The organism is Kitasatospora sp. NPDC048365 (genome assembly GCF_043200835.1).
Classification (GTDB): domain Bacteria; phylum Actinomycetota; class Actinomycetes; order Streptomycetales; family Streptomycetaceae; genus Kitasatospora; species Kitasatospora terrestris.
This window is the reverse complement of record NZ_JBICYJ010000021.1, coordinates 100,555-117,879: the sequence shown is the minus strand read 5'-3', so window position 1 is coordinate 117,879 and position 17,325 is coordinate 100,555. Positions and strand designations below refer to the sequence as shown.

General features: G+C 73.9%; 12 protein-coding genes. 3 read left to right on the top strand and 9 right to left on the bottom strand.

The features are described 5' to 3' along the window. Positions 1-52: 52 nt before the first annotated feature. From ACGFX4_RS22225 to ACGFX4_RS22195, 7 genes are all read right to left on the bottom strand, one after another. Entirely contained in the window at positions 53-1,270 is a 1,218-nt protein-coding gene (locus tag ACGFX4_RS22225) for a glycosyltransferase (protein WP_393077049.1), read from the bottom strand. Further along, the gene (locus ACGFX4_RS22220) at positions 1,267-2,058 is read right to left on the bottom strand and encodes a polysaccharide deacetylase family protein (protein WP_393077047.1); all 792 of its coding nucleotides are present in this window, start codon (positions 2,056-2,058) and stop codon (positions 1,267-1,269) included. Before ACGFX4_RS22220 ends, ACGFX4_RS22225 begins: the two co-directional genes overlap by 4 nt. Further along, positions 2,048-3,775: a lipid II flippase MurJ gene (locus ACGFX4_RS22215; protein ID WP_393077044.1), complete on the bottom strand. Its 1,728-nt coding sequence runs from the start codon at positions 3,773-3,775 to the stop codon at positions 2,048-2,050. Before ACGFX4_RS22215 ends, ACGFX4_RS22220 begins: the two co-directional genes overlap by 11 nt. Continuing rightward, positions 3,772-5,097 (bottom strand): O-antigen ligase family protein, encoded by a 1,326-nt coding sequence (locus tag ACGFX4_RS22210; RefSeq protein WP_393077042.1) that lies wholly within the window; start codon positions 5,095-5,097, stop codon positions 3,772-3,774. The genes ACGFX4_RS22215 and ACGFX4_RS22210 overlap by 4 nt, the downstream gene beginning before the upstream one ends. 4 nt (positions 5,098-5,101) lie before the next feature. Then, positions 5,102-6,604: a sugar transferase gene (locus ACGFX4_RS22205; RefSeq protein ID WP_393077039.1), complete on the bottom strand. Its 1,503-nt coding sequence runs from the start codon at positions 6,602-6,604 to the stop codon at positions 5,102-5,104. Positions 6,605-6,902: 298 nt separating this feature from the next. Beyond that, positions 6,903-8,066, bottom strand: a complete 1,164-nt coding sequence (locus ACGFX4_RS22200) for a glycosyltransferase (protein ID WP_393077037.1) — start codon at positions 8,064-8,066, stop codon at positions 6,903-6,905. 126 nt (positions 8,067-8,192) lie between these two features. Continuing rightward, a complete protein-coding gene (locus ACGFX4_RS22195; protein WP_393077034.1) occupies positions 8,193-8,630 on the bottom strand; it encodes an SRPBCC family protein in 438 nt (145 codons plus the stop codon). 121 nt (positions 8,631-8,751) lie between these two features. On the opposite strand from ACGFX4_RS22195, the gene ACGFX4_RS22190 reads away from it, so the two are divergent. Both ACGFX4_RS22190 and ACGFX4_RS22185 read left to right on the top strand, forming a co-directional pair. Then, positions 8,752-9,648: a HipA family kinase gene (locus tag ACGFX4_RS22190; RefSeq protein ID WP_393077032.1), complete on the top strand. Its 897-nt coding sequence runs from the start codon at positions 8,752-8,754 to the stop codon at positions 9,646-9,648. Between the two features lie 60 nt (positions 9,649-9,708). Then, positions 9,709-10,899, top strand: coding sequence for an FAD-dependent monooxygenase (locus tag ACGFX4_RS22185; RefSeq protein ID WP_393077029.1), 1,191 nt, complete (start codon positions 9,709-9,711; stop codon positions 10,897-10,899). Between the two features lie 93 nt (positions 10,900-10,992). On the opposite strand, the gene ACGFX4_RS22180 is transcribed toward ACGFX4_RS22185, so the two are convergent. Both ACGFX4_RS22180 and ACGFX4_RS22175 read right to left on the bottom strand, forming a co-directional pair. Beyond that, complete coding sequence (locus ACGFX4_RS22180) at positions 10,993-12,465, bottom strand: S8 family serine peptidase (protein ID WP_393077026.1); 1,473 nt, start codon at positions 12,463-12,465, stop codon at positions 10,993-10,995. 183 nt (positions 12,466-12,648) lie between these two features. Next, on the bottom strand, positions 12,649-15,552 hold the full coding sequence (locus tag ACGFX4_RS22175; protein WP_393077023.1) for a glycoside hydrolase family 48 protein: 2,904 nt from the start codon (positions 15,550-15,552) through the stop codon (positions 12,649-12,651). 186 nt (positions 15,553-15,738) lie between these two features. Here ACGFX4_RS22175 and ACGFX4_RS22170 point away from each other — a divergent pair, with 186 nt between their 5' ends. After that, on the top strand, positions 15,739-17,307 hold the full coding sequence (locus tag ACGFX4_RS22170; protein WP_393077021.1) for a cellulase family glycosylhydrolase: 1,569 nt from the start codon (positions 15,739-15,741) through the stop codon (positions 17,305-17,307). Positions 17,308-17,325: the final 18 nt, after the last annotated feature.

Sequence of the window (17,325 nt, the reverse complement as noted above, 5' to 3'; positions counted from 1 at the left end):
AAAGGGCCCGGGGCGGGGCGGACGCGTCGGCGGCGCCCCACGCCCCCGGGCCTCAGGGCCCGCCGGGCGGCCCGGACCGGGCCGACGACGGCTGCAGGACGGTCGCGGGCGAGCGCCGGGCGGGCGGGACGGGCCGCCCCGGGCGGTCGAAGCGGTCGTACAGGGCGGCGAGTTCGGCGGCGATGCGGGCGATGTCGTAGTGGGCGACGGCCGGGGGCTGGGGCAGGGAGGTGGGGCGGCGGCCCATCAGGTCGGCGAGCGCGGTGGTGTACGCGGCGGCGGCGGAGGGCAGCGCGCGGGCCTGCGGGGCGGCACCGGCGGGGAGGTCGTCCAGCGCCGGGCAGGCGGAGTGCAGGACCGGCAGGCCCGCGGCCAGGCCCTCCAGGGCGGCCAGGCCGAAGGTCTCCTCGGCCGACGGGGAGGCCAGCACGTCCATCGTGGTGAGCAGCTCCGGGACGTCGTCCCGCTCGCCGGGCAGCACCAGGCGGTCCCGGACGCCGAGCCGCTCGGCCTGCCGCTCCAGCGCGGCGTGCTCGGGCCCGGCGCCGACCAGCAGCAGCCAGGGCCCGCCCGGCGCCGGGTGCGGGGCGGCCGCCGCACGCAGCTCGGCGAGCGCCTCCAGCAGCACCCCGAAGCGCTTGCCGGGGACCAGCCGGCCGACCGCGCCGACCACGAACGCCTCCTGCGGCAGCCCGAGTTCGGTCCGCAGGGCCTGCCGGACGGCGGCCCGGGAGGCGGTCGGCGGGGCGTACCGCGCGGCCTCGATGCCGTTCGGCAGCAGCACCACCCGGCGGGCCGGCACGCCCCAGTCGCCGAGCACCCCGGCGACCTGCCCGGAGACGGCGACGGTGACCGAGCCGAGCCGTTCGGCGGCCAGGTACAGGGCGCGCACGCCCCGGGTGGTGGGGCGGCCCTCGATCACCCCGGCCTGCAGCGAGTGCTCGGTGGAGACCACCGCGCGCACCCCGGCGAGGCGGGCGGCCAGCCGGCCGTACAGTCCGGCCCGGTAGAGGTGGGTGTGCACCAGGTCGTAGTCGCCGGCCCGGACCAGCCGGGTCAGCCGGGGCAGCACGCCGAGGTCGCGGTTGCCGCGCATCGCCAGGTCGTGGACGGTGAAGCCCTCGGCGCGCAGCGCCGCGGCGACCGTGCCGGGGTTGGTCAGGGTGGCGACCTCGCACCGGTGCCGCTCGGGCAGGTGGCGCAGCATCAGCAGGAGCTGGCGCTCGGCGCCGCCGGCGGCGAGTCCGGTGACGATGTGCAGGACCTTCACCGCGGGCCTCCGCGCTGGCCGATCACTCCGCTGTGGCGCAGCCCGGTGATCGCGTCCCGCCAGCGGTGCCGGCCGTGCTTGGCGCGCAGCCGCCAGGCGCCGTCCCGGTCGCCGACGTAGCAGCGCGGCAGGGCGAACCGGCCGGTCAGCTCGGAGTGCTGGATCGCGCAGGCGTACTCGTACCCGGCGTCGCGCACCGCCAGGGTGGCGGGCAGGTCGACCGCGCCGTACGGGTAGCAGAAGCCGGTCACCGGGCCGCCGACCAGGTCCTCCAGGGCGCGGCGGCTCTCCCGGGTCTGCCGGGCCAGCACCTCGGCGGGCAGCCCGGGCAGCGCCTGGTGACCGAGCCCGTGCGAGCCGATCTCCCATCCGGCGGAGGCGAGTTGGGTGACCTGGTCGACGGTGAGCAGTTGCTTGCGCGGGCCCTCGACGTCCCAGCCGTTCTCGGTGCCGAGCAGGTCGGGCACCACGTACGCGGTGGCGGTGAAGCCGTACTCGCGCAGCGCCGGGACGGCGTGCCGGGCGAAGTCGGCGTAGCCGTCGTCGAAGGTCAGGCCGACCAGCCGGGCGTCCTCGCCGGCCGCCCGGGCGGCGAGCAGCTCCCGGACACTCACCCCGCGCCGGCCGGTGCGGTACAGCCAGGCCATCTGCGCGGCGAAGCGTTCGGGGCTGACGGTGAGGAGGTACGGGTCCTCCTCCTCGTCGGCGACCGAGTGGTACATCAGGATCCAGGGCGCCGCCCTGGGCCCTGCGGCCTGGGCCGGCAGGCTGGCGAGGTCAGCGTCCATGTGACGAGATCCCTTCGGCGGCTCGGGTGGCACGCGGGCTGATCGCCCGGGCCAGGGCGAGGACGGGGCCGCGTACCTCGGCGGCGCCGAACGCGGCGCCGAGGGCGGCGAAGGCGAGCACCACGGTGACGCCGCCGCTCAGGGTGGAGAGCAGCGGGTTCGTGGTGACCGCGGCGGCGAGCGCGCCGAGCGCGGTCGCGCCGAGGGCGGCGGCCAGCAGCCGGGCCTGGCCGCCGAGCACCGCGGGCAGCCGCAGCGCGATGCCGCGCAGCAGCAGTCCGCGCAGCAGCAGCGCGGCGGCGGTGGTGATGCCGGCGGCGTTGCCGGCGGCCAGCGCGAGCGCGCCGAAGCGCGGGGCGGCGGCCAGGCCGACCGCGACGGTGACCAGCAGGCCGAGGGCCATCGCGGCGACCGGGTACCAGTCGAGGAGGCGGCGGCCGCCGTCCTCGGTGTCCGGGTCGTCGGCGCGGCGGACGACCGGGCGGACCGAGAAGTAGGGGCGGACCATCACGCCGATCAGCGCCTGCGCGGGCAGTCCGAAGCTGTACACCCGGATCACCGCGGCGGTGGCGGTGGTGTCGTGCGCGCCGAAGGCGCCGCGCTGGAAGAGCAGCGCCACCACCGAGGGCGCGCAGGCCATCAGGAAGGCGGTGCCCATCAGCACCAGCGCGGAGGCCTGGCCGAGGTCCTTCTCCACCCGGTCCCGGGCGGCCGTCGGGTCGCCCGCGGCGAGCGCCCGGGCCACCACCGGGAAGGTCACGGTGACGACCAGGATGGCCGAGGTCATGGCGAGCTGGGAGACCTTGGTGGCGTAGTTGAGGTGCGAGATGGTGCCCGGCGGCAGCCCGGAGCCCAGGTAGCGCTCGATGAACACCTGGGCCTGGCGGGTCAGGGTGAAGGCGGCCACCGGCAGCATCGCCAGCGGCATCAGCACCAGCCGGCGGTCGACCGGGCCGCGCCGGTGCGCCTTGCGCCGCTTGCCCGTGTGCAGCCGGCCCAGGAACGGGACGATCAGCACCCCGGCCATCAGCAGGCTGCCGAAGGCCACCCCGAGCGCCGCCGACTTGACGCCCCACAGCTGGTGGCAGGTCAGCAGCAGCGCCAGGATGCCCAGGTTGTAGGCGACGTAGATGGTGGCCGGGGCGGTGAAGCCGTGGTGGGCGCGCAGCGCGGAGGCCAGGTATCCGGCCACGCCGAACGGCAGCACCGTGAAGGCGGTGATCCGGGTGCAGGTGACGGCCAGCTCCGGGTCGGCCAGCCCGGGGGCGAGCAGCTCGACCAGCTGCGGGGCGCCGAGCGCGGCCCCGGCCGACAGGGCGCTCAGCGCGAGCAGCATCCAGGGCAGCGTGGCCTTCACCAACTGCCGGACCGGGTCCGGCCCGTCGGGCCGCTCCTCGCGCAGCACCAGGGCCAGGCTGAAGGCCGGGACCATCAGGAACGCCATCGCGTCCTCGATCAGCAGCGGCGCCGCGGTCTCCGGGACGGTCCAGGCGACCAGGAAGGCGTCGGTGCCCTGGTTGGCGCCGAAGTAGCGGGCCAGCAGCAGGTCGCGGAGCAGGCCGAGGGCCGATCCGGCCGCGCTGAGCAGCGCGGTGACGCCGAAGGCCTTGGCCAGGAACCCGCGGCGGGCGGACGGCGGCCCGCTCCCGTCGCCGGTCGGCTGCTGCGGCAGGTGCGGGGTCAACGGTGGTGCGGCGAGCGGCTGTTCGGTGGTCATGCGGCTCGTCCTTCGTCGGAGCCGGGCAGCGCCGTACGGGCGGCCAGGCCGAGCACCAGGGAGGTCAGGACCGTGGTGGTGCCGCCGATGTCGGCGTACAGGAAGTCGACCAGCACCCAGCCGAGCAGGGCGAGGGCCGCCAGCCCGGCGCCGGAGGCCCGGCGCAGGCAGCCGATCAGCAGAGCGAGGAAGAGCGCCAGGTAGGCGACCACCCCGACCAGGCCCTGCTCGCTCAGCACCAGGAAGTACATGTTGTGCGGGGAGAGCAGCGGCTCCCGGGTGAAGCCGATGGTGGAGTCCGCGGCGTCGCTGCCGGAGGAGAGCCGCAGCGGCGCGTGGCTGTCGCGCAACTGCTGGAAGGCCTTCGGGCCGGCGCCGGTGACCGGGTGGTCCTGCCAGATCCGGCCGGCGGTGGCCCACAGGTCGTAGCGGTCGGAGACCGACTGGTCGGGCGCGGCGGAGACCGAGCCGATCGAGCCGAGCCGGGCGGTGACGCCGTCCCCGCCGAGGCCGAGGCCGCCGACCAGGACCACCCCGGCGGCGGCCGCGACCACCGCGGAGCGCACCGCCAGCCGGGCGTCGGCGCGCAGCAGCAGCAGGGTCGCGGCGGCGGCGCAGGCGATCCAGCTGCCGCGGCTGAAGGAGACCGCGAGCGGGAAGGTCAGGAAGGCGGCCGCCGCGAACATCCCGCGCCGCAGCCAGGCGCTGCCGCCGGGGCCGCGCTCGGCGAGGGCCAGGGCGAGGGCGGCGAGCAGGCCGTACGAGACGACGGTGGACATCGCCATGATGTCGAGGGCGCCGAAGGTGCCGACCGCGCGGATCGGCTGCCCGGTGTACGAGGCGCCGGTGCGGGTCAGGTACTGGTCGGCGCCGACCACGCCCTGGACCAGCGCGGCGGCGACGAAGGAGCCGAGCACGATCCGCTGGTCGAGCCGGTCCCGCAGCGAGCACAGCACCGCGGCCGGGACCAGCACGAACACCTGGGTCAGCCGGACGAAGCCGGTGGCACTGGCGGCCGGGTCGATCGAGCCGAGGGTGGCCGCGGCGGCGGCCAGCACGATGCCGCCGAACAGCAGGCAGACGGCGGCGGGCAGCCGCGGGGTGCGGCCGCGCAGCAGGTCCAGGGCGGTCAGCCCGACCAGGGCGAGCGAGGCGATGTCCGCGGCGGTGACGTGGACCGCGGCCGTGACGTCCTTCTCGCCGGTGGGCACGCAGACCAGGAGCACCGTGGCGGCCGCCAGCAGGCTCGGCCGGGCCGCGACTATGGCGGCGGCGCGGCGCGGGACGCTCGGCGCGGACGGCCGGGTGAGGGTCAGGGCCACCGGTTCAGCTCCCGTCCGGGTGGAGCATCAGGGCCGCGGTGCGCAGCAGGATCTTGGCGTCCTGCCACAGGCTCCAGCTCTCGATGTAGCGGTTGTCGAAGCGGGCCCGGTCCTCGATCGAGGTGTCCCCGCGCAGGCCGTTCACCTGGGCCAGGCCGGTCAGCCCGACCGGGACGCGGTGCCGGTCGGCGTACTCGGGGTACGCCTGGCCGAACCGCATCACGAAGTACGGGCGCTCCGGCCGGGGGCCGACCAGGCTCATGTCGCCGCACAGCACGTTCCACAGCTGCGGCAGCTCGTCCAGCGAGGTCTTGCGCAGGAAGTGGCCGACCGCGCCCATCCGGTGGTCGTGCGAGATGTTCCAGCGGGTCGCCGACTCGTGCTCGTTGCTCGGGCGCAGGGTGCGGAACTTGAGGACGGTGAAGACCTTGCCGTCCAGGCCGGTGCGCTGCTGACGGAAGAGCACCCCGGGGCCGGTGTCGAAGCGGACCGCCAGCGCGCACGCGGCCAGCACCGGGGAGATCAGCAGCAGGCCGAGCCCGGCGGCGGCGATGTCCAGCGCCCGCTTGGCCAGCCAGGTCGGGCGGCGCAGTGCCGGCCGGTCCAGTCGCAGGCAGGGGAAGCCGTAGAGGTGGTCGACCGGGAAGCGGCTGACCGAGCTGTACTCGCGCAGCGCCGGGACCAGCCACACCTGGCAGCCGAGCCTGGCGGCCAGCCGCAGCGAGGCGGCGGTCTCCGCCTCGTCGGTGGCGCCCTCGGTGGCCACCACGTGGTGGATCCGGTGCCGGCGGACCACCTTGTGCAGCGCCTCCCGGCCGCCCAGCACCGGCAGTTGACTGCCCGGCGGGAGCAGCACCGGATCCGGGTCGAGGAAGCCGACCGGGCGCATGCCGTACTCGGCGCGCTCGCTGAGCACGGCGGCGATCCGCTGGCCGAGCTGCCCCGCGCCGAGCACCAGCACCGGGCTCGGGCGGCGCCGCCGGGCCCGGCGGGCGAGGCGGTAGGTGAACCCGCGGCCGAGCAGGGTGAACAGCAGCATGCCGGCCAGCAGCGCGGCCAGTCGCAGCGCGCCGCGCGGACCGCTCGGGTCGAGGGCCGGCGAGCCGCCGTCCAGGCAGGCGCCGACGGTGACCACGACCGCGGTGGCCACCACCGCGCGGGCGGCGAGGGCCGGGAACTCGTCCAGCACGGAGAGGGTGAGCCGGCTGCGGTACAGGCCGCCGGCCAGGTTGAGCGGCACCAGGACGGGCAGCAGCAGGGCGGCGGCGGCCAGCGGGTGGGCGGCGGCGGGCGCGGTCAGCGCGGCCGCACCGGCGGCGGCCGCCACGTCCGCGGCGACCAGGCCGCCGGGCAGCGCGACCCGGGAGTGCAGCCGCCTGCGGTGGCGGCCGGGGGCGGCGGCGGGCCGGGCGGGCGCGGATCCCGTCGGCCGGTCCAGTGTCGCCGTCCGACGCGGGCTCGACAGGGGTCTGCCCGGCCTCGGCACACTCTCGTGGTCAATGGTCATCAGCGCACGAACTCCCCTGCTGTGTACCCGCCGGGGCGGGACAGCCGGAGCCGGACAGGTGGTGCCGGCGCGGCGACCCCGGCCCGGTGGACGCGGTCCAGGTAAGCACCTGCTGCCGTGGTGGCGATCCGCCATTTGTCTTTCAAAATGGGAATGAAGCAGGCAAAATCAGACAGTACCGAACACTGCCGCCATTGCCGGAAGTCGACTTGCCACTTCATTCCACCCGCCCATTAATCAGACTTTCGGAAATATGGCCGCACCGTCACGGGGCGAGCATCCTCTGCCTGACAAACGATCAGAACCGCTGCGGGACACGGCTCCCACGGCTCACCGGGACCTCGGCCCGGCGCGCCAGGGCCCGGTAGAGCCCGTCCACCTGGGTGATCACGCCGCGAATATCATGATGTTCCGACACGTGTTCCCGTGCCGCCGCACCAAGTCGTTCGCACTCGATCCGGTCACCCAGGATCGCGGACATCCGTTCGGCCAGCGCCACCGGGTCACCGGGCGCGACCAGGGCCACCGGACGGTGCGCCGGCGGCAGGCACTCACGGGCCCCCGGCACATCGGTGAGGAGCACCGGGCGGGCCGCCGCCATCGCCTCCAGCGGGGCCAGCGCCATCCCCTCCCAGCGGGACGGCAGCACCACCAGGTCCGCCGCCGCCAACCACGGCCGGGGATCCGGCACGTCCCCCGCCAGCCGCACCCGGGACGGCCCCGGCAGCGCCCGGACCCGCTCCGCCACCGCCGGCGCGTCCGGCCCGCCGCCGACCAGCGCCAGCCGGGCACCCGGGATCCGGCCGACCACCCGCGGCCACGCGTCCAGCAGGACGTCCTGGCCCTTCTGCCGACACAGCCGGCCCACGCAGACCGCGAGCGGCGCGGCCTGGTCCAGGCCCAGCACCATCCGCGCGTGGCGGCGCGCGGCGGAGTCCGCGGGTGCGAAGTGGCGGACGTCCACCCCGTTCGGCACCACCTGCCAGCGGGCCTCCAGACCCGCCGCCACGCCGTCCGCGCGCTCCTGCTCGCTCACGCACAGCACGCGGTCCGCCCAGCGGGTCGCGAACCGCTCCCAGCGCAGCGAGGCCTCGGCGAGCCGGCCCTCCACGGCGGTGAAGGACCAGGCGTGCGGCTGGAAGACGGTCGGGACCGAACCGCGGGCCGCCAACCGGCCCGCCAGGCCCGCCTTCGCACTGTGCAGGTGCAGCACGTCGGGCGCGGCCCCGCGGACGATCCGGCGCAGCCGCAGCGACTCGGCGGCGGTGGACGGCCCCGGCGAGCGCTCCGCCGGCCACTCCAGCACCCGGGCGCCGGCCGCCAGCACCTCCGCCGTCAGCCGCCCGCCCGGCGGGCACGCCACCAGCACCCGGCACCCCGCCTCGCGCTGGCCCTTGACCAGGTCCACCACCACGCGGGCGACACCGCCGTCGACGGGCTGGGAGACGTGAAGGATCGTCATCTGCACCCGGCGGAGCCTAGATCCGCGTCAGTGCCGCGGGGCCCCGCGTTCACCCGTCCCGGGGAACGGGTGCACTCGCACGAGCGACAGCGGGGGCGTCGGGCGCCCCCGCGCCGCCGATCCGCGTTAGAGCTGCTCGGCCAGGTTGGCGAGCACCTGGTCGTGGATGCGGTTGAGGCCCTTCGGCGCGAAGGTGCGCTCGAAGAAGCCGCCGATGCCGCCCGCGCCGGTCCAGCTCGCCTCGACGGTGACCCTGGCCTGCGCCTCGCCGACCGCCGACACCGTCCAGGTGATCACCATCGAGGAGTTGGCGTCGGTCTCCACCAGCTTCTCCGGGCTGGGCGCGGAGACGGTGAACAGGCAGTCCCGCACCCGCTTCTCGGTCGCCTGGAGCTTCCAGTGCACCTGCGTCCCCGCGCCGGTGCCGCCGGCCCGCACCTCGTACTCGCTGTACTGCGCGGGCAGGATCTTCGGCCGGGTCCCCGTGTAGTCGGCCAGCGCCTCGTACACCCGCGCCGGCGCGGCCTGGTAGACCCGCTCGGTGGTCGCGTACACCTTGCCCATCAGTGGACTCTCCTCGCTCGTTCCTTCGGTGCCCCGTCTCGGGTCCAAGCCAACCACCGCGCCCGGACGCCGCCAAACCGGGGGCCCGGGTTGCCCGGGCCGCTCGGGCTAGAGTGGCCGGATGCTCGAAAAGGTGACCGCCGTCCGGTACGTCGACCCGCTGCGGGCGGGCGGCTCGGTGCCCGGCGTGGTGGAGACCGACGACCTGGGTACCTACGTGGTGAAGTTCACCGGTGCCGCGCAGGGCCTGAAGGCGCTGATCGCCGAGGTGATCGTCGGTGAACTGGCCCGCCGGCTCGGGCTGCGGGTGCCGCCGCTGGTCCTGGTCGACTTCGACCCGGCGGTGGCTGCGGCCGAGCCGGACCAGGAGATCCAGGACCTGCTGCGGGCCAGCCGCGGCGTCAACCTGGGCATGGACCTGCTGCCCGGCGCCCGCGACTTCCGCCCCGGCATGATCGAGGTCGCGCCGTCGGAGGCCGGCCGGATCGTCTGGCTGGACGCCCTCACCGGCAACGTCGACCGCACCGTCCACAACCCCAACCTGATGGTCTGGCACGGCCGGCTCTGGCTGATCGACAACGGCGCCGGGCTGATCTTCCACCACCGCTGGTCCGGCGCCCACGCCTCGCTGCTCAAGGCGTACGACCTCAGCGGGCACGCGCTCGGCGCGCACGGGCCGGACGTGGCCGCCGCCGACCGCGAGCTCGCACCCCGGGTGACGGCCGAACTGCTGCGCGAGGTGGTCGCGCTGGTCCCGGACGCGTGGCTGGCCGACGAGCCGGGCTTCGGCTCCCCGGACGAGGTCCGGGAGGCGTACGTGGGACACCTCGCGGCCCGCGCCGCCGGGTCCGCGCACTGGCTGCCGACCTGCTTCGCCACCCCCGAGGAGCTGCGGGCCGCCGAGGAGCGGAAGGCCGCCGCCACGCTGGCCGGCCGGCCGGCGTGGCTGAAGCAGGTGCCCAACCGGGCCGGCCTCGCCTCCGTCGAGCAGGACTGGAGCCGACACGTCGGGGATTGACCCCGGGGTGGGTCCGGCCCCGATACTCGTTCAGGTTTTCGGACGATCCGAGGGGAACGCATGCGCGGGGGCAGGGTAGCCGTGGTCGGCGGCAGCATCGCGGGATGTGCGGCGGCACTCGCCGCCCGGCGGGCGGGCGCCGCCGAGGTGGTGGTGTTCGAGCGGAGCGCCGAGCGGCTCCAGGACCGGGGCGTCGGCCTGGTCCTGCACAACGACCGGTACGCGGAGCTGGAGGCGGCCGGGCACCTGGACGCCTCCATGCCGTGGCTGCCGATGGAACGCCGCCCGTGGATCGTCCGGGACGGCGAGGACCGGGCCGGACGCACGGTCGGCGCACTGGAGTTCCCGTTCCGCGCGTACGGCTGGAGCTCGCTCTGGAGCGGCCTGCGCGACCGGCTGCCGGACGCCGTGGACCACCGGACCGGCGCCGCCGTCACGGAGGTGCTGCCCGAGCCGGACGGCGCGCGGGTGCGGCTGGCCGACGGCACCGAGGAGCGCTTCGACCTGGTGGTCGGCGCGGACGGCTACCGCTCGACGGTCCGCAGCGCCATGTACCCCGGGCTGGAGGCCGAGTACGGCGGCTACGTCGCCTGGCGCGGCACCCTGCCCGCCGCCGACCTGCCCGGGCCGGCCGACGCCTTCCCCGAGCGGGACGCGCCGACCATCGTGTACCCCGGCGGGCACATGATCATCTACCGGATCCCCGGAGCGACCGGGGTGGACGTCAACTGGGTCCTCTACGCCACGCCGCCGAGCGCGGCCGACGCCCCGCCCGGACGCGAGCTCACCGACGAACTGCGGGATTTCCAGCAGGACCTGATGGACCGGCACTTCCCGCCGTTCTGGCGCGAGACGGTGCGGCGGACGCCCGCCGAGGCGGCGTTCGTCCAGCCGATCTACGACCTGGCGGTCGAGCACGTCGCCCGGGGGCGGCTGGTGCTGCTGGGCGACGCCGCGGCGATAGCCCGGCCGCACACCGGCAGCGGCGCGATCAAGGCGCTGCAGGACGCCGCCGTGCTGGAGGAGGCGCTGCGCGCGGACGGCGACCTGGACGCGGCGCTGGCGGTGTACGACGCCAAGCGGGCGCCGGTCGGGCGGGCCATTCTCGGCCTCGGCCGGAGCCTCGGGCGGGCGCTCGTCCAGCAGACGCCGGACTGGGCCGCGCTGGACCAGGCGGCGCTGGACACGTGGTGGAACACCACGGGCGGGCAGACGGGCGGGGTGGCGCTGCTCTCGCCGGGCCGGCGGTAGCAACGGCGAAGGGCGCGGGGACCGCGGCTCCCGGCCGGACCCACGAGAGTGGGTGGCCGGTCGCGCAGGTCCCCGCGCCCCTGGTGGGCAGGGTCAGCGGACGGCCTTGGCGGCGTTGATGATGCCCGCGCCGTAGAAGCCGTTGTAGGCGGTGATGCCCTCACAGGTGGCCTTGAAGGCCCCGTCGCCGCTCGGGTCGAAGCTCGCCGGGCAGGCGTGGGCGTCCGCCTGGGCCATCAGCAGGGCGCGCAGCACGTCCGGCCCGGCCCACGGGTGGGTGGAGGCGAGCAGCGCGGCGACGCCGGCGGCGTGCGGGGAGGCCATCGAGGTGCCCTGCATGTAGGCGTAGCCGCCGCGCACAGTGGAGAGGATCCGGCCGTTCTGGTCCGGGGTGTCCGGGATCTGGTAGCGGCGGTCGCCGCCGGGGGCGGCCACGGTCGCCTTGCCCAGCCCGTAGCTGGAGTAGTAGGACTTGTCGCCCTTCACCCCCACCGAGGTGGTGACCACGACGCCGGGCAGCTCGGTCGGCAGCGACAGGCAGTCGTTGTTGATCTGCCGCTCGACCGGGGTGGTGTCGTCGGGGCTGGAGGTGTCGGTGGTCTTGTGGGCGAGGTCGTAGTTCTCGTTGCCCGCCGCGGCAACGTTGAGCACGCCGCCCTGCCGGGAGAACTCCACCGCGCGCCGGACGCCGGTCATCACGGCGGCCTGGTCGGGGTCGTTGGCGCAGTTGAACAGCCACGGGTCGATGTAGTAGCTGTTGTTGGTCACGTTGAAGTGGTGCTGGCCGGCCCAGACGAAGCCGCAGATCGCGTACTCGGGGTAGATGAAGCCGCCGTCGTCGACGACCTTCACCGCGGCGATCCGCACGTTCGGCGCGATGCCCTCGATGCCCTTGCCGTTCTTGGCGGCGGCGATCGTCCCGGCGACGTGCGTGCCGTGGTCGCTGCTGGTGGGCTGCCAGGCGGCCCAGGTCTGGTCCGCCTTGCCGCTGAGGCAGGAGGCGGAGAGCGCGGGGTCCACGTTGGCCGCGAGCTCCTCGTGGGTCGCGTCGACGCCCGAGTCGAGCACGCCGACCACGACGTTGCGGCTGCCGAGGGAGGTCTGGTGGGCGCGGTCGACGCCGATCTGGCGCATGTCCCACTGGTTGGCCCAGAGCGGTTCGCTACCGTCGGACGGTGCGGCGGCGGGGGTGGCGACCCGTTCGACCGCGGAGTCCATCTCGGTGGCGAGGATGCCCTTGGTCCGGCTGGCGCCGACCGACTGCACCGCGTTGGACTTGCGCAGGGTCGCGGCGAAGCCGGGGTCGTCCGAGCGGGCGATCACGACGCCGATCTGCTCGTACGAGGCGACGACGGTGCCGCCCGCGGCGGCGATCTCGCGCTCGGTCTTCTGGACCTGGCCGTGGTTGGCCTTGGTGTTGACCACGTAGCTGAGCAGTGGCCCGGCCGCCTGGGCGCCCTGGGGGGCCGCCGCGGCGGTGCCGGCCGGCAGGGCGACGGCGCCGGCGGTGGCGAGCGCGAGGCAGGCCGCCGCGATCCGGGTCCGGCGTATCCGAGGAACACTCATAGGGGTTGACCCTCCCGAGTCTCGTCGTGCGTCCCGGTGTGGTGACAGGGACACGTGAGTTGATCGGACGCTAGTGAACGCGCGTTATCCGCCGCAAGGGTCGTGCACACGTTTTCGACACATGGACGGGTGCCCGGTCCGCTGTCAGGCCGGACCGGGCACCCGGGTCTATCTGATGGGACATCAGCCCCCGAAGAGCTCACCGTAGGTCGCCATCGCGGTGGCGATGTCGGCCTGCGCCCAGAAGCGGTGGTAGGTGAAGACCGGCGCCGCGCCGCCGTCCAGGTAGGCCTGGACCTTGGCGAAGGCGGGGTCGTTCTTGTACCAGGAGCGGATGGACAGGAAGGTGGACGCGGAGCTGATCGGGTCGCCGTTCGGCATCGTCCCGGTCCAGCCGGACGGCACGGACAGCGAGTCCTTGAACCGGCTGTAGTCCGTGCGGGTCTCCGGAATGGAGATGCCCAGCGCGTCCTGGTTGTTGCCCCACATGCCGTCGAGCAGCTTCTGCGCGGCCGTCTTCGCCGCGGCGTTGCCGGACTTGGCGGCGTAGTAGGAGAGCAGCTTGGCGTAGGAGCCGGCCACGCCCACGTCCTGGGTGTAGTCGACCACCGACACGTGCAGGCCGGTGTTGCCGCCCGGCGTGGTCGCGTTCCAGGTGTCCGGCTTGCCGCTCCAGGCGAGCGTGGACGGGATCTGGTAGCTGCCGTCGGCGTTGAAGGTGGTCTTGGACAGCGCCCAGGTCACCCACTTGTCCAGGACGGCCTTGGCCCGGGTGTCGCCGCTGGCGTAGTAGTACTCGGCGACCCGCTCCAGGCCCCAGGCCTGGAAGCCGAACCACTGGTTGGACGGCGGGTCGTGGTAGACCGGCGCCTCGTCGTAGTACATGCCGTAGAAGGTCGGGGTGCCGGCCGGCGGGGTGGCGTAGCTGCCGTCCCAGCTGTTGGTGGCACCGCCCGCGATCGCGCCCTCACTGGACTGCAGCCACTGCACGAACTCGACCTGGCGGCCCAGGCTGGTGGTCCAGTCGGCCTTGCCGGTGGCCGACTTGGGCGCCATCGTGGCGTCGTTGACCAGGGCGTAGGCGGCCATCGGGTTCTGGTAGCCGCCGTGCGCGGCGCTGTCGCCGATCCGCCAGGCCCAGCCGGCGCTCGTGTCGGTGGCGCCGCCCCAGGCGTAGTACCAGGACAGCAGGTAGTGCGAGGAGTCCTTGCCGGTGCCCGCGGCGCAGGTGGAGGCACCGACGCAGTTGCCGACCTTCTTGAAGTACTTGTCGAACATCGCGTACCGCAGGTAGTCGCCCATCTTGCCCGCCTTGGCGACGGTGGTGGCGACCTGCGAGCCGTTGCCCTGCGCCTTGGCCCAGGTGTCGGCCCAGTACGCGGCCTGGATGGCGCGCGCGTCGGCGTCCGGCGCGTCGGTGTACTTCCACTGCTTGGCGTAGGAGCTGTCCTTGATGAACAGGTCCAGGTAGCCGTTCTTGCCGCCGTAGACCATCTTGTCGCAGGTGGGCTGCGGGATGGTCTCCCACACCGACTCCTGCGCGCCGCGCTGGTAGGTGTTGATGTAGGACGGGCCGGTGTCGCTCGGGCCGGCCTCGCACTTGCCGGGCGAGTTGCCGTAGCCGTAGACGTTGTCGACGTCCTGCAGCCAGTGCATGCCGTAGATGTCGTCGGTGCCGTAGGCGCTCTTCAGCTCGCCGGCGATCGGGTCCTGGCCGGCGGTGACCGAGGTGTCCAGGGCGGCCGGGTAGTCGCTGGGCAGCGGCCGCTCGGGCGCGTAGGTGGCCGGCTTGGAGGCGTTGTAGAAGGAGTTGGTCGGCTGGTCGGCGTGGGTGGGGATCATGTAGGTCTCCATGAGCGTCCACGCCGCGTTGAACTTCGACCAGTCCTTGGTCACGCGTCCGTACTGCGCCTCCAGCCACAGCAGGTAGCTGTACGCCTCGGAGGTGGTCTCGTGGCCCTGGTCGGGGGCCTCGACCAGCAGGGTCTCCACCGAGTGGTAGGGGATGCCCTCCGGCGAGAAGTAGCCGTTCGCCGGGTCCTTGATCTTGTTGTAGAGCTGCAGGAAGCGGTCGTTGTACACGCCGGTGCCCGCGGCCAGCTCGGTCACCGACACGCTGGAGGCGGTGTAGCCGGTGGCGGAGGAGGTGAAGGTCGCCGAGCCGGTCGAGCTCGCGTCCGCGGTGAGCGTGACGGTCTGCGGGGTCGACCAGTTCGCCGGGGTGAAGGTCAGCGTGGCGCCGCCGGTGACGCTCAGGCCGGTGTTGCCTGCCGAACGGGCGGTGGTGACGGTCACGTTGGCGGCGGGCTGGGAGGACAGCTTCAGGGTGAAGGTGCCGGTCTTTCCCTGGGTGACCGACAGGCTCACCGGGGTCGCGGTGATCTGCGGCCCGGCGGCGACCGTGATGCCCGCGGGGGTGGACTCGCTGGAGGCGCCGAGGCTGTCGTACGCCTTGGCGTAGATCGAGTGGCTGCCGGACGCGGCGCCGGTCCAACTGAAGCTGTACGGCGCGGTGGTGGCGGTGCCGATCAGCGTGGTGTTGTCGTAGAACTCGACCTTGGAGACGGTCGCGCCGTCGCTGGTGGTCGCCGTGGCGGTCAGCGGAACGGTCGCGCCGGCGGCGTAACTCGCGCCCGCGGCGGGGCTGGTGAGCACGGTGACCGGCGCCGCGTGGGCACCGGTGCAGGCGGTGCCGTTCACCGAGAACGCGGTCGGCTTGGCGTTGGTGCCGCTGTACGCGAAGTTGGCCCCGGCGGAGACCGAACCACCGGCCGCGACGGTCCCGTTGTACGCGGCGTTGGTGACCGAGACGTTCTTGCCGGACTGCGACCAGGTGCCGTTCCAGCCGGTACCGGACAGCGTCTGGTTGCCGGTGTAGGCGTACGCGAGCGTCCAGCCGTTGATCGCGGCGGTGCCCTTGTTGTTGATCGCGACGTTGGCGGTGAAGCCGCTGCCCCAGTCGTTGACCGAGTAGTCGACGGTGCACTGCAGGGCGGCGGCGGAGGCCGGAACGGCGACCGCGGTGGTGAGTCCGGTGGCCAACAGGGCCAGCGCGGCGGTCAGCGCGGAGACGCGCGGTGGGGACATGACGGCTCCAGTCGGGTGGGGTGTGGGGGAACCGGAACTGTGGGAGCGCTCCCAAATATCGGGAGGCGGCCAGCGGCTGTCAAGAGATTGTGCAGGACTCGGTGTTGGCAACTCCCTTGAGCGTGGCTATGGTTCGGGGCGGGCCTGTGGGAGCGCGCCCATTTTTGCCACTTCGAGGAGCGGGACATGTCCCTCCGCACCACCGCCCTGGCGACCGGAGCAGCGCTCGCCGTCGCCGCCGCGGCCACCCTGTCGTTCTCCGGGGCCGGCGCCGCCTCGGCCGCCACCACCGCCTGTACCGTCGACTACTCGGTCAACGACTGGGGCAGCGGCTTCACCGCCAACGTCAAGATCAACAACCTCGGCACCAGCGCCCTCAACGGCTGGACGCTGACCTACAGCTACACCGGCAACCAGACCCTCTCCGGCACCGGCTGGAACGGCACCTGGTCGCAGTCCGGCAAGAACGTCACCGTGGTCAACGCCGCCTACAACGGCACGGTCGCGGCCGGCGGCTCGGTCTCGGCCGGCGCCAACTTCGCCTACAGCGGCAGCAACGCGGCCCCGACCGCGTTCGCGGTCAACGGCGCCGCCTGCACCGGCGCGCCGGTCTCGCCGACGCCCTCCCCCTCCGCGTCCGTGTCGACCTCGCCGTCCCCCAGCGCGTCGAGCTCGCCGCCGCCCAGCGCGTCGACCTCGCCGTCCCCGTCGCCCTCGGGCTCGACCACCACCCCGCCGCCGAGCGGCGCCGCGCCCGCGCTGCACGTGGCGGGCAACTCCCTGGTGAACGACGCCGGTTCGCAGGTGGTGCTGCACGGCATCAACCGCTCGGGCACCGAGTTCATGTGCGTCCAGGGCTACGGCTTCTTCGACGGCCCGACCGACGCGGCGGCGATCGCCGCGATCAAGAGCTGGAAGGGCGTCAACGCCGTCCGTATCCCGCTCAACGAGGACTGCTGGGTCGGCACCTCCAACGTCAAGCCCGAGTACGCGGGCGCCAACTACCGTGCGGCGATGAAGACCTGGGTGGACGCGGTACGCACCGCCGGACTCACCCCGATCGTCGAGATGCACTGGAGCCGCGGCCAGTACACCGGCAACTCCTCGGGCTGCGCGGACGTCAACGCCACCTGCCAGAAGCCGATGCCGGGCGCCAACGCGGTGCCGTTCTGGAGCTCCGTCGCGGACACCTTCAAGGGCGACAACGCGGTGGTGTTCGACCTGTTCAACGAGCCCTACCCGGACCGCGCCGAGTCCTCGATCGCCCAGGCCTGGCTGTGCTGGCGCGACGGCAGCTGCCCGGGCATCCCGTACCAGGTCAGCGGCATGCAGAAGCTGGTCGACACGGTGCGGGCCACCGGCGCGAAGAACGTGATCCTGCTCGGCGGCCTGGCGTACTCCAACGACCTCGGCCAGTGGCTGGCCCACAAGCCGACCGACCCGACCGGCAACCTGGGCGCGGCCTTCCACGTGTACAACTTCAACACCTGCTCCAGCGTCTCCTGCTTCGACTCCACGCTCTCCCCGGTGGCCGCGCAGGTGCCGCTGATGCTCGGCGAGATCGGCGAGAACGACTGCGCCCACGGCTTCATCGACCAGGTGATGGCCTGGGCCGACGCGAAGAAGCTCTCCTACCTGGGCTGGACCTGGAACACCTGGAACTGCGGCTCCGGCCCGTCGCTGATCAGCTCGTACGACGGCACGCCGACCTCGTTCGGCGCCGGCCTGAAGGACCACCTGGCGACCCTGGGCTGATCCCCCGCACGAGATGGC

Excerpts from the sequence above, each read along its gene's own strand:
- ACGFX4_RS22220 (WP_393077047.1), bottom strand. The coding sequence starts at position 2,058 with ATGGACGCTGACCTCGCCAGCCTGCCGGCCCAGGCCGCAGGGCCCAGG.
- ACGFX4_RS22215 (WP_393077044.1), bottom strand. The coding sequence starts at position 3,775 with ATGACCACCGAACAGCCGCTCGCCGCACCACCGTTGACCCCGCACCTG.
- ACGFX4_RS22205 (WP_393077039.1), bottom strand. The coding sequence starts at position 6,604 with ATGACCATTGACCACGAGAGTGTGCCGAGGCCGGGCAGACCCCTGTCG.
- ACGFX4_RS22200 (WP_393077037.1), bottom strand. The coding sequence starts at position 8,066 with ATGACGATCCTTCACGTCTCCCAGCCCGTCGACGGCGGTGTCGCCCGC.
- ACGFX4_RS22195 (WP_393077034.1), bottom strand. The coding sequence starts at position 8,630 with ATGGGCAAGGTGTACGCGACCACCGAGCGGGTCTACCAGGCCGCGCCG.
- ACGFX4_RS22190 (WP_393077032.1), top strand. The coding sequence starts at position 8,752 with ATGCTCGAAAAGGTGACCGCCGTCCGGTACGTCGACCCGCTGCGGGCG.
- ACGFX4_RS22185 (WP_393077029.1), top strand. The coding sequence starts at position 9,709 with ATGCGCGGGGGCAGGGTAGCCGTGGTCGGCGGCAGCATCGCGGGATGT.
- ACGFX4_RS22180 (WP_393077026.1), bottom strand. The coding sequence starts at position 12,465 with ATGAGTGTTCCTCGGATACGCCGGACCCGGATCGCGGCGGCCTGCCTC.
- ACGFX4_RS22175 (WP_393077023.1), bottom strand. The coding sequence starts at position 15,552 with ATGTCCCCACCGCGCGTCTCCGCGCTGACCGCCGCGCTGGCCCTGTTG.
- ACGFX4_RS22170 (WP_393077021.1), top strand. The coding sequence starts at position 15,739 with ATGTCCCTCCGCACCACCGCCCTGGCGACCGGAGCAGCGCTCGCCGTC.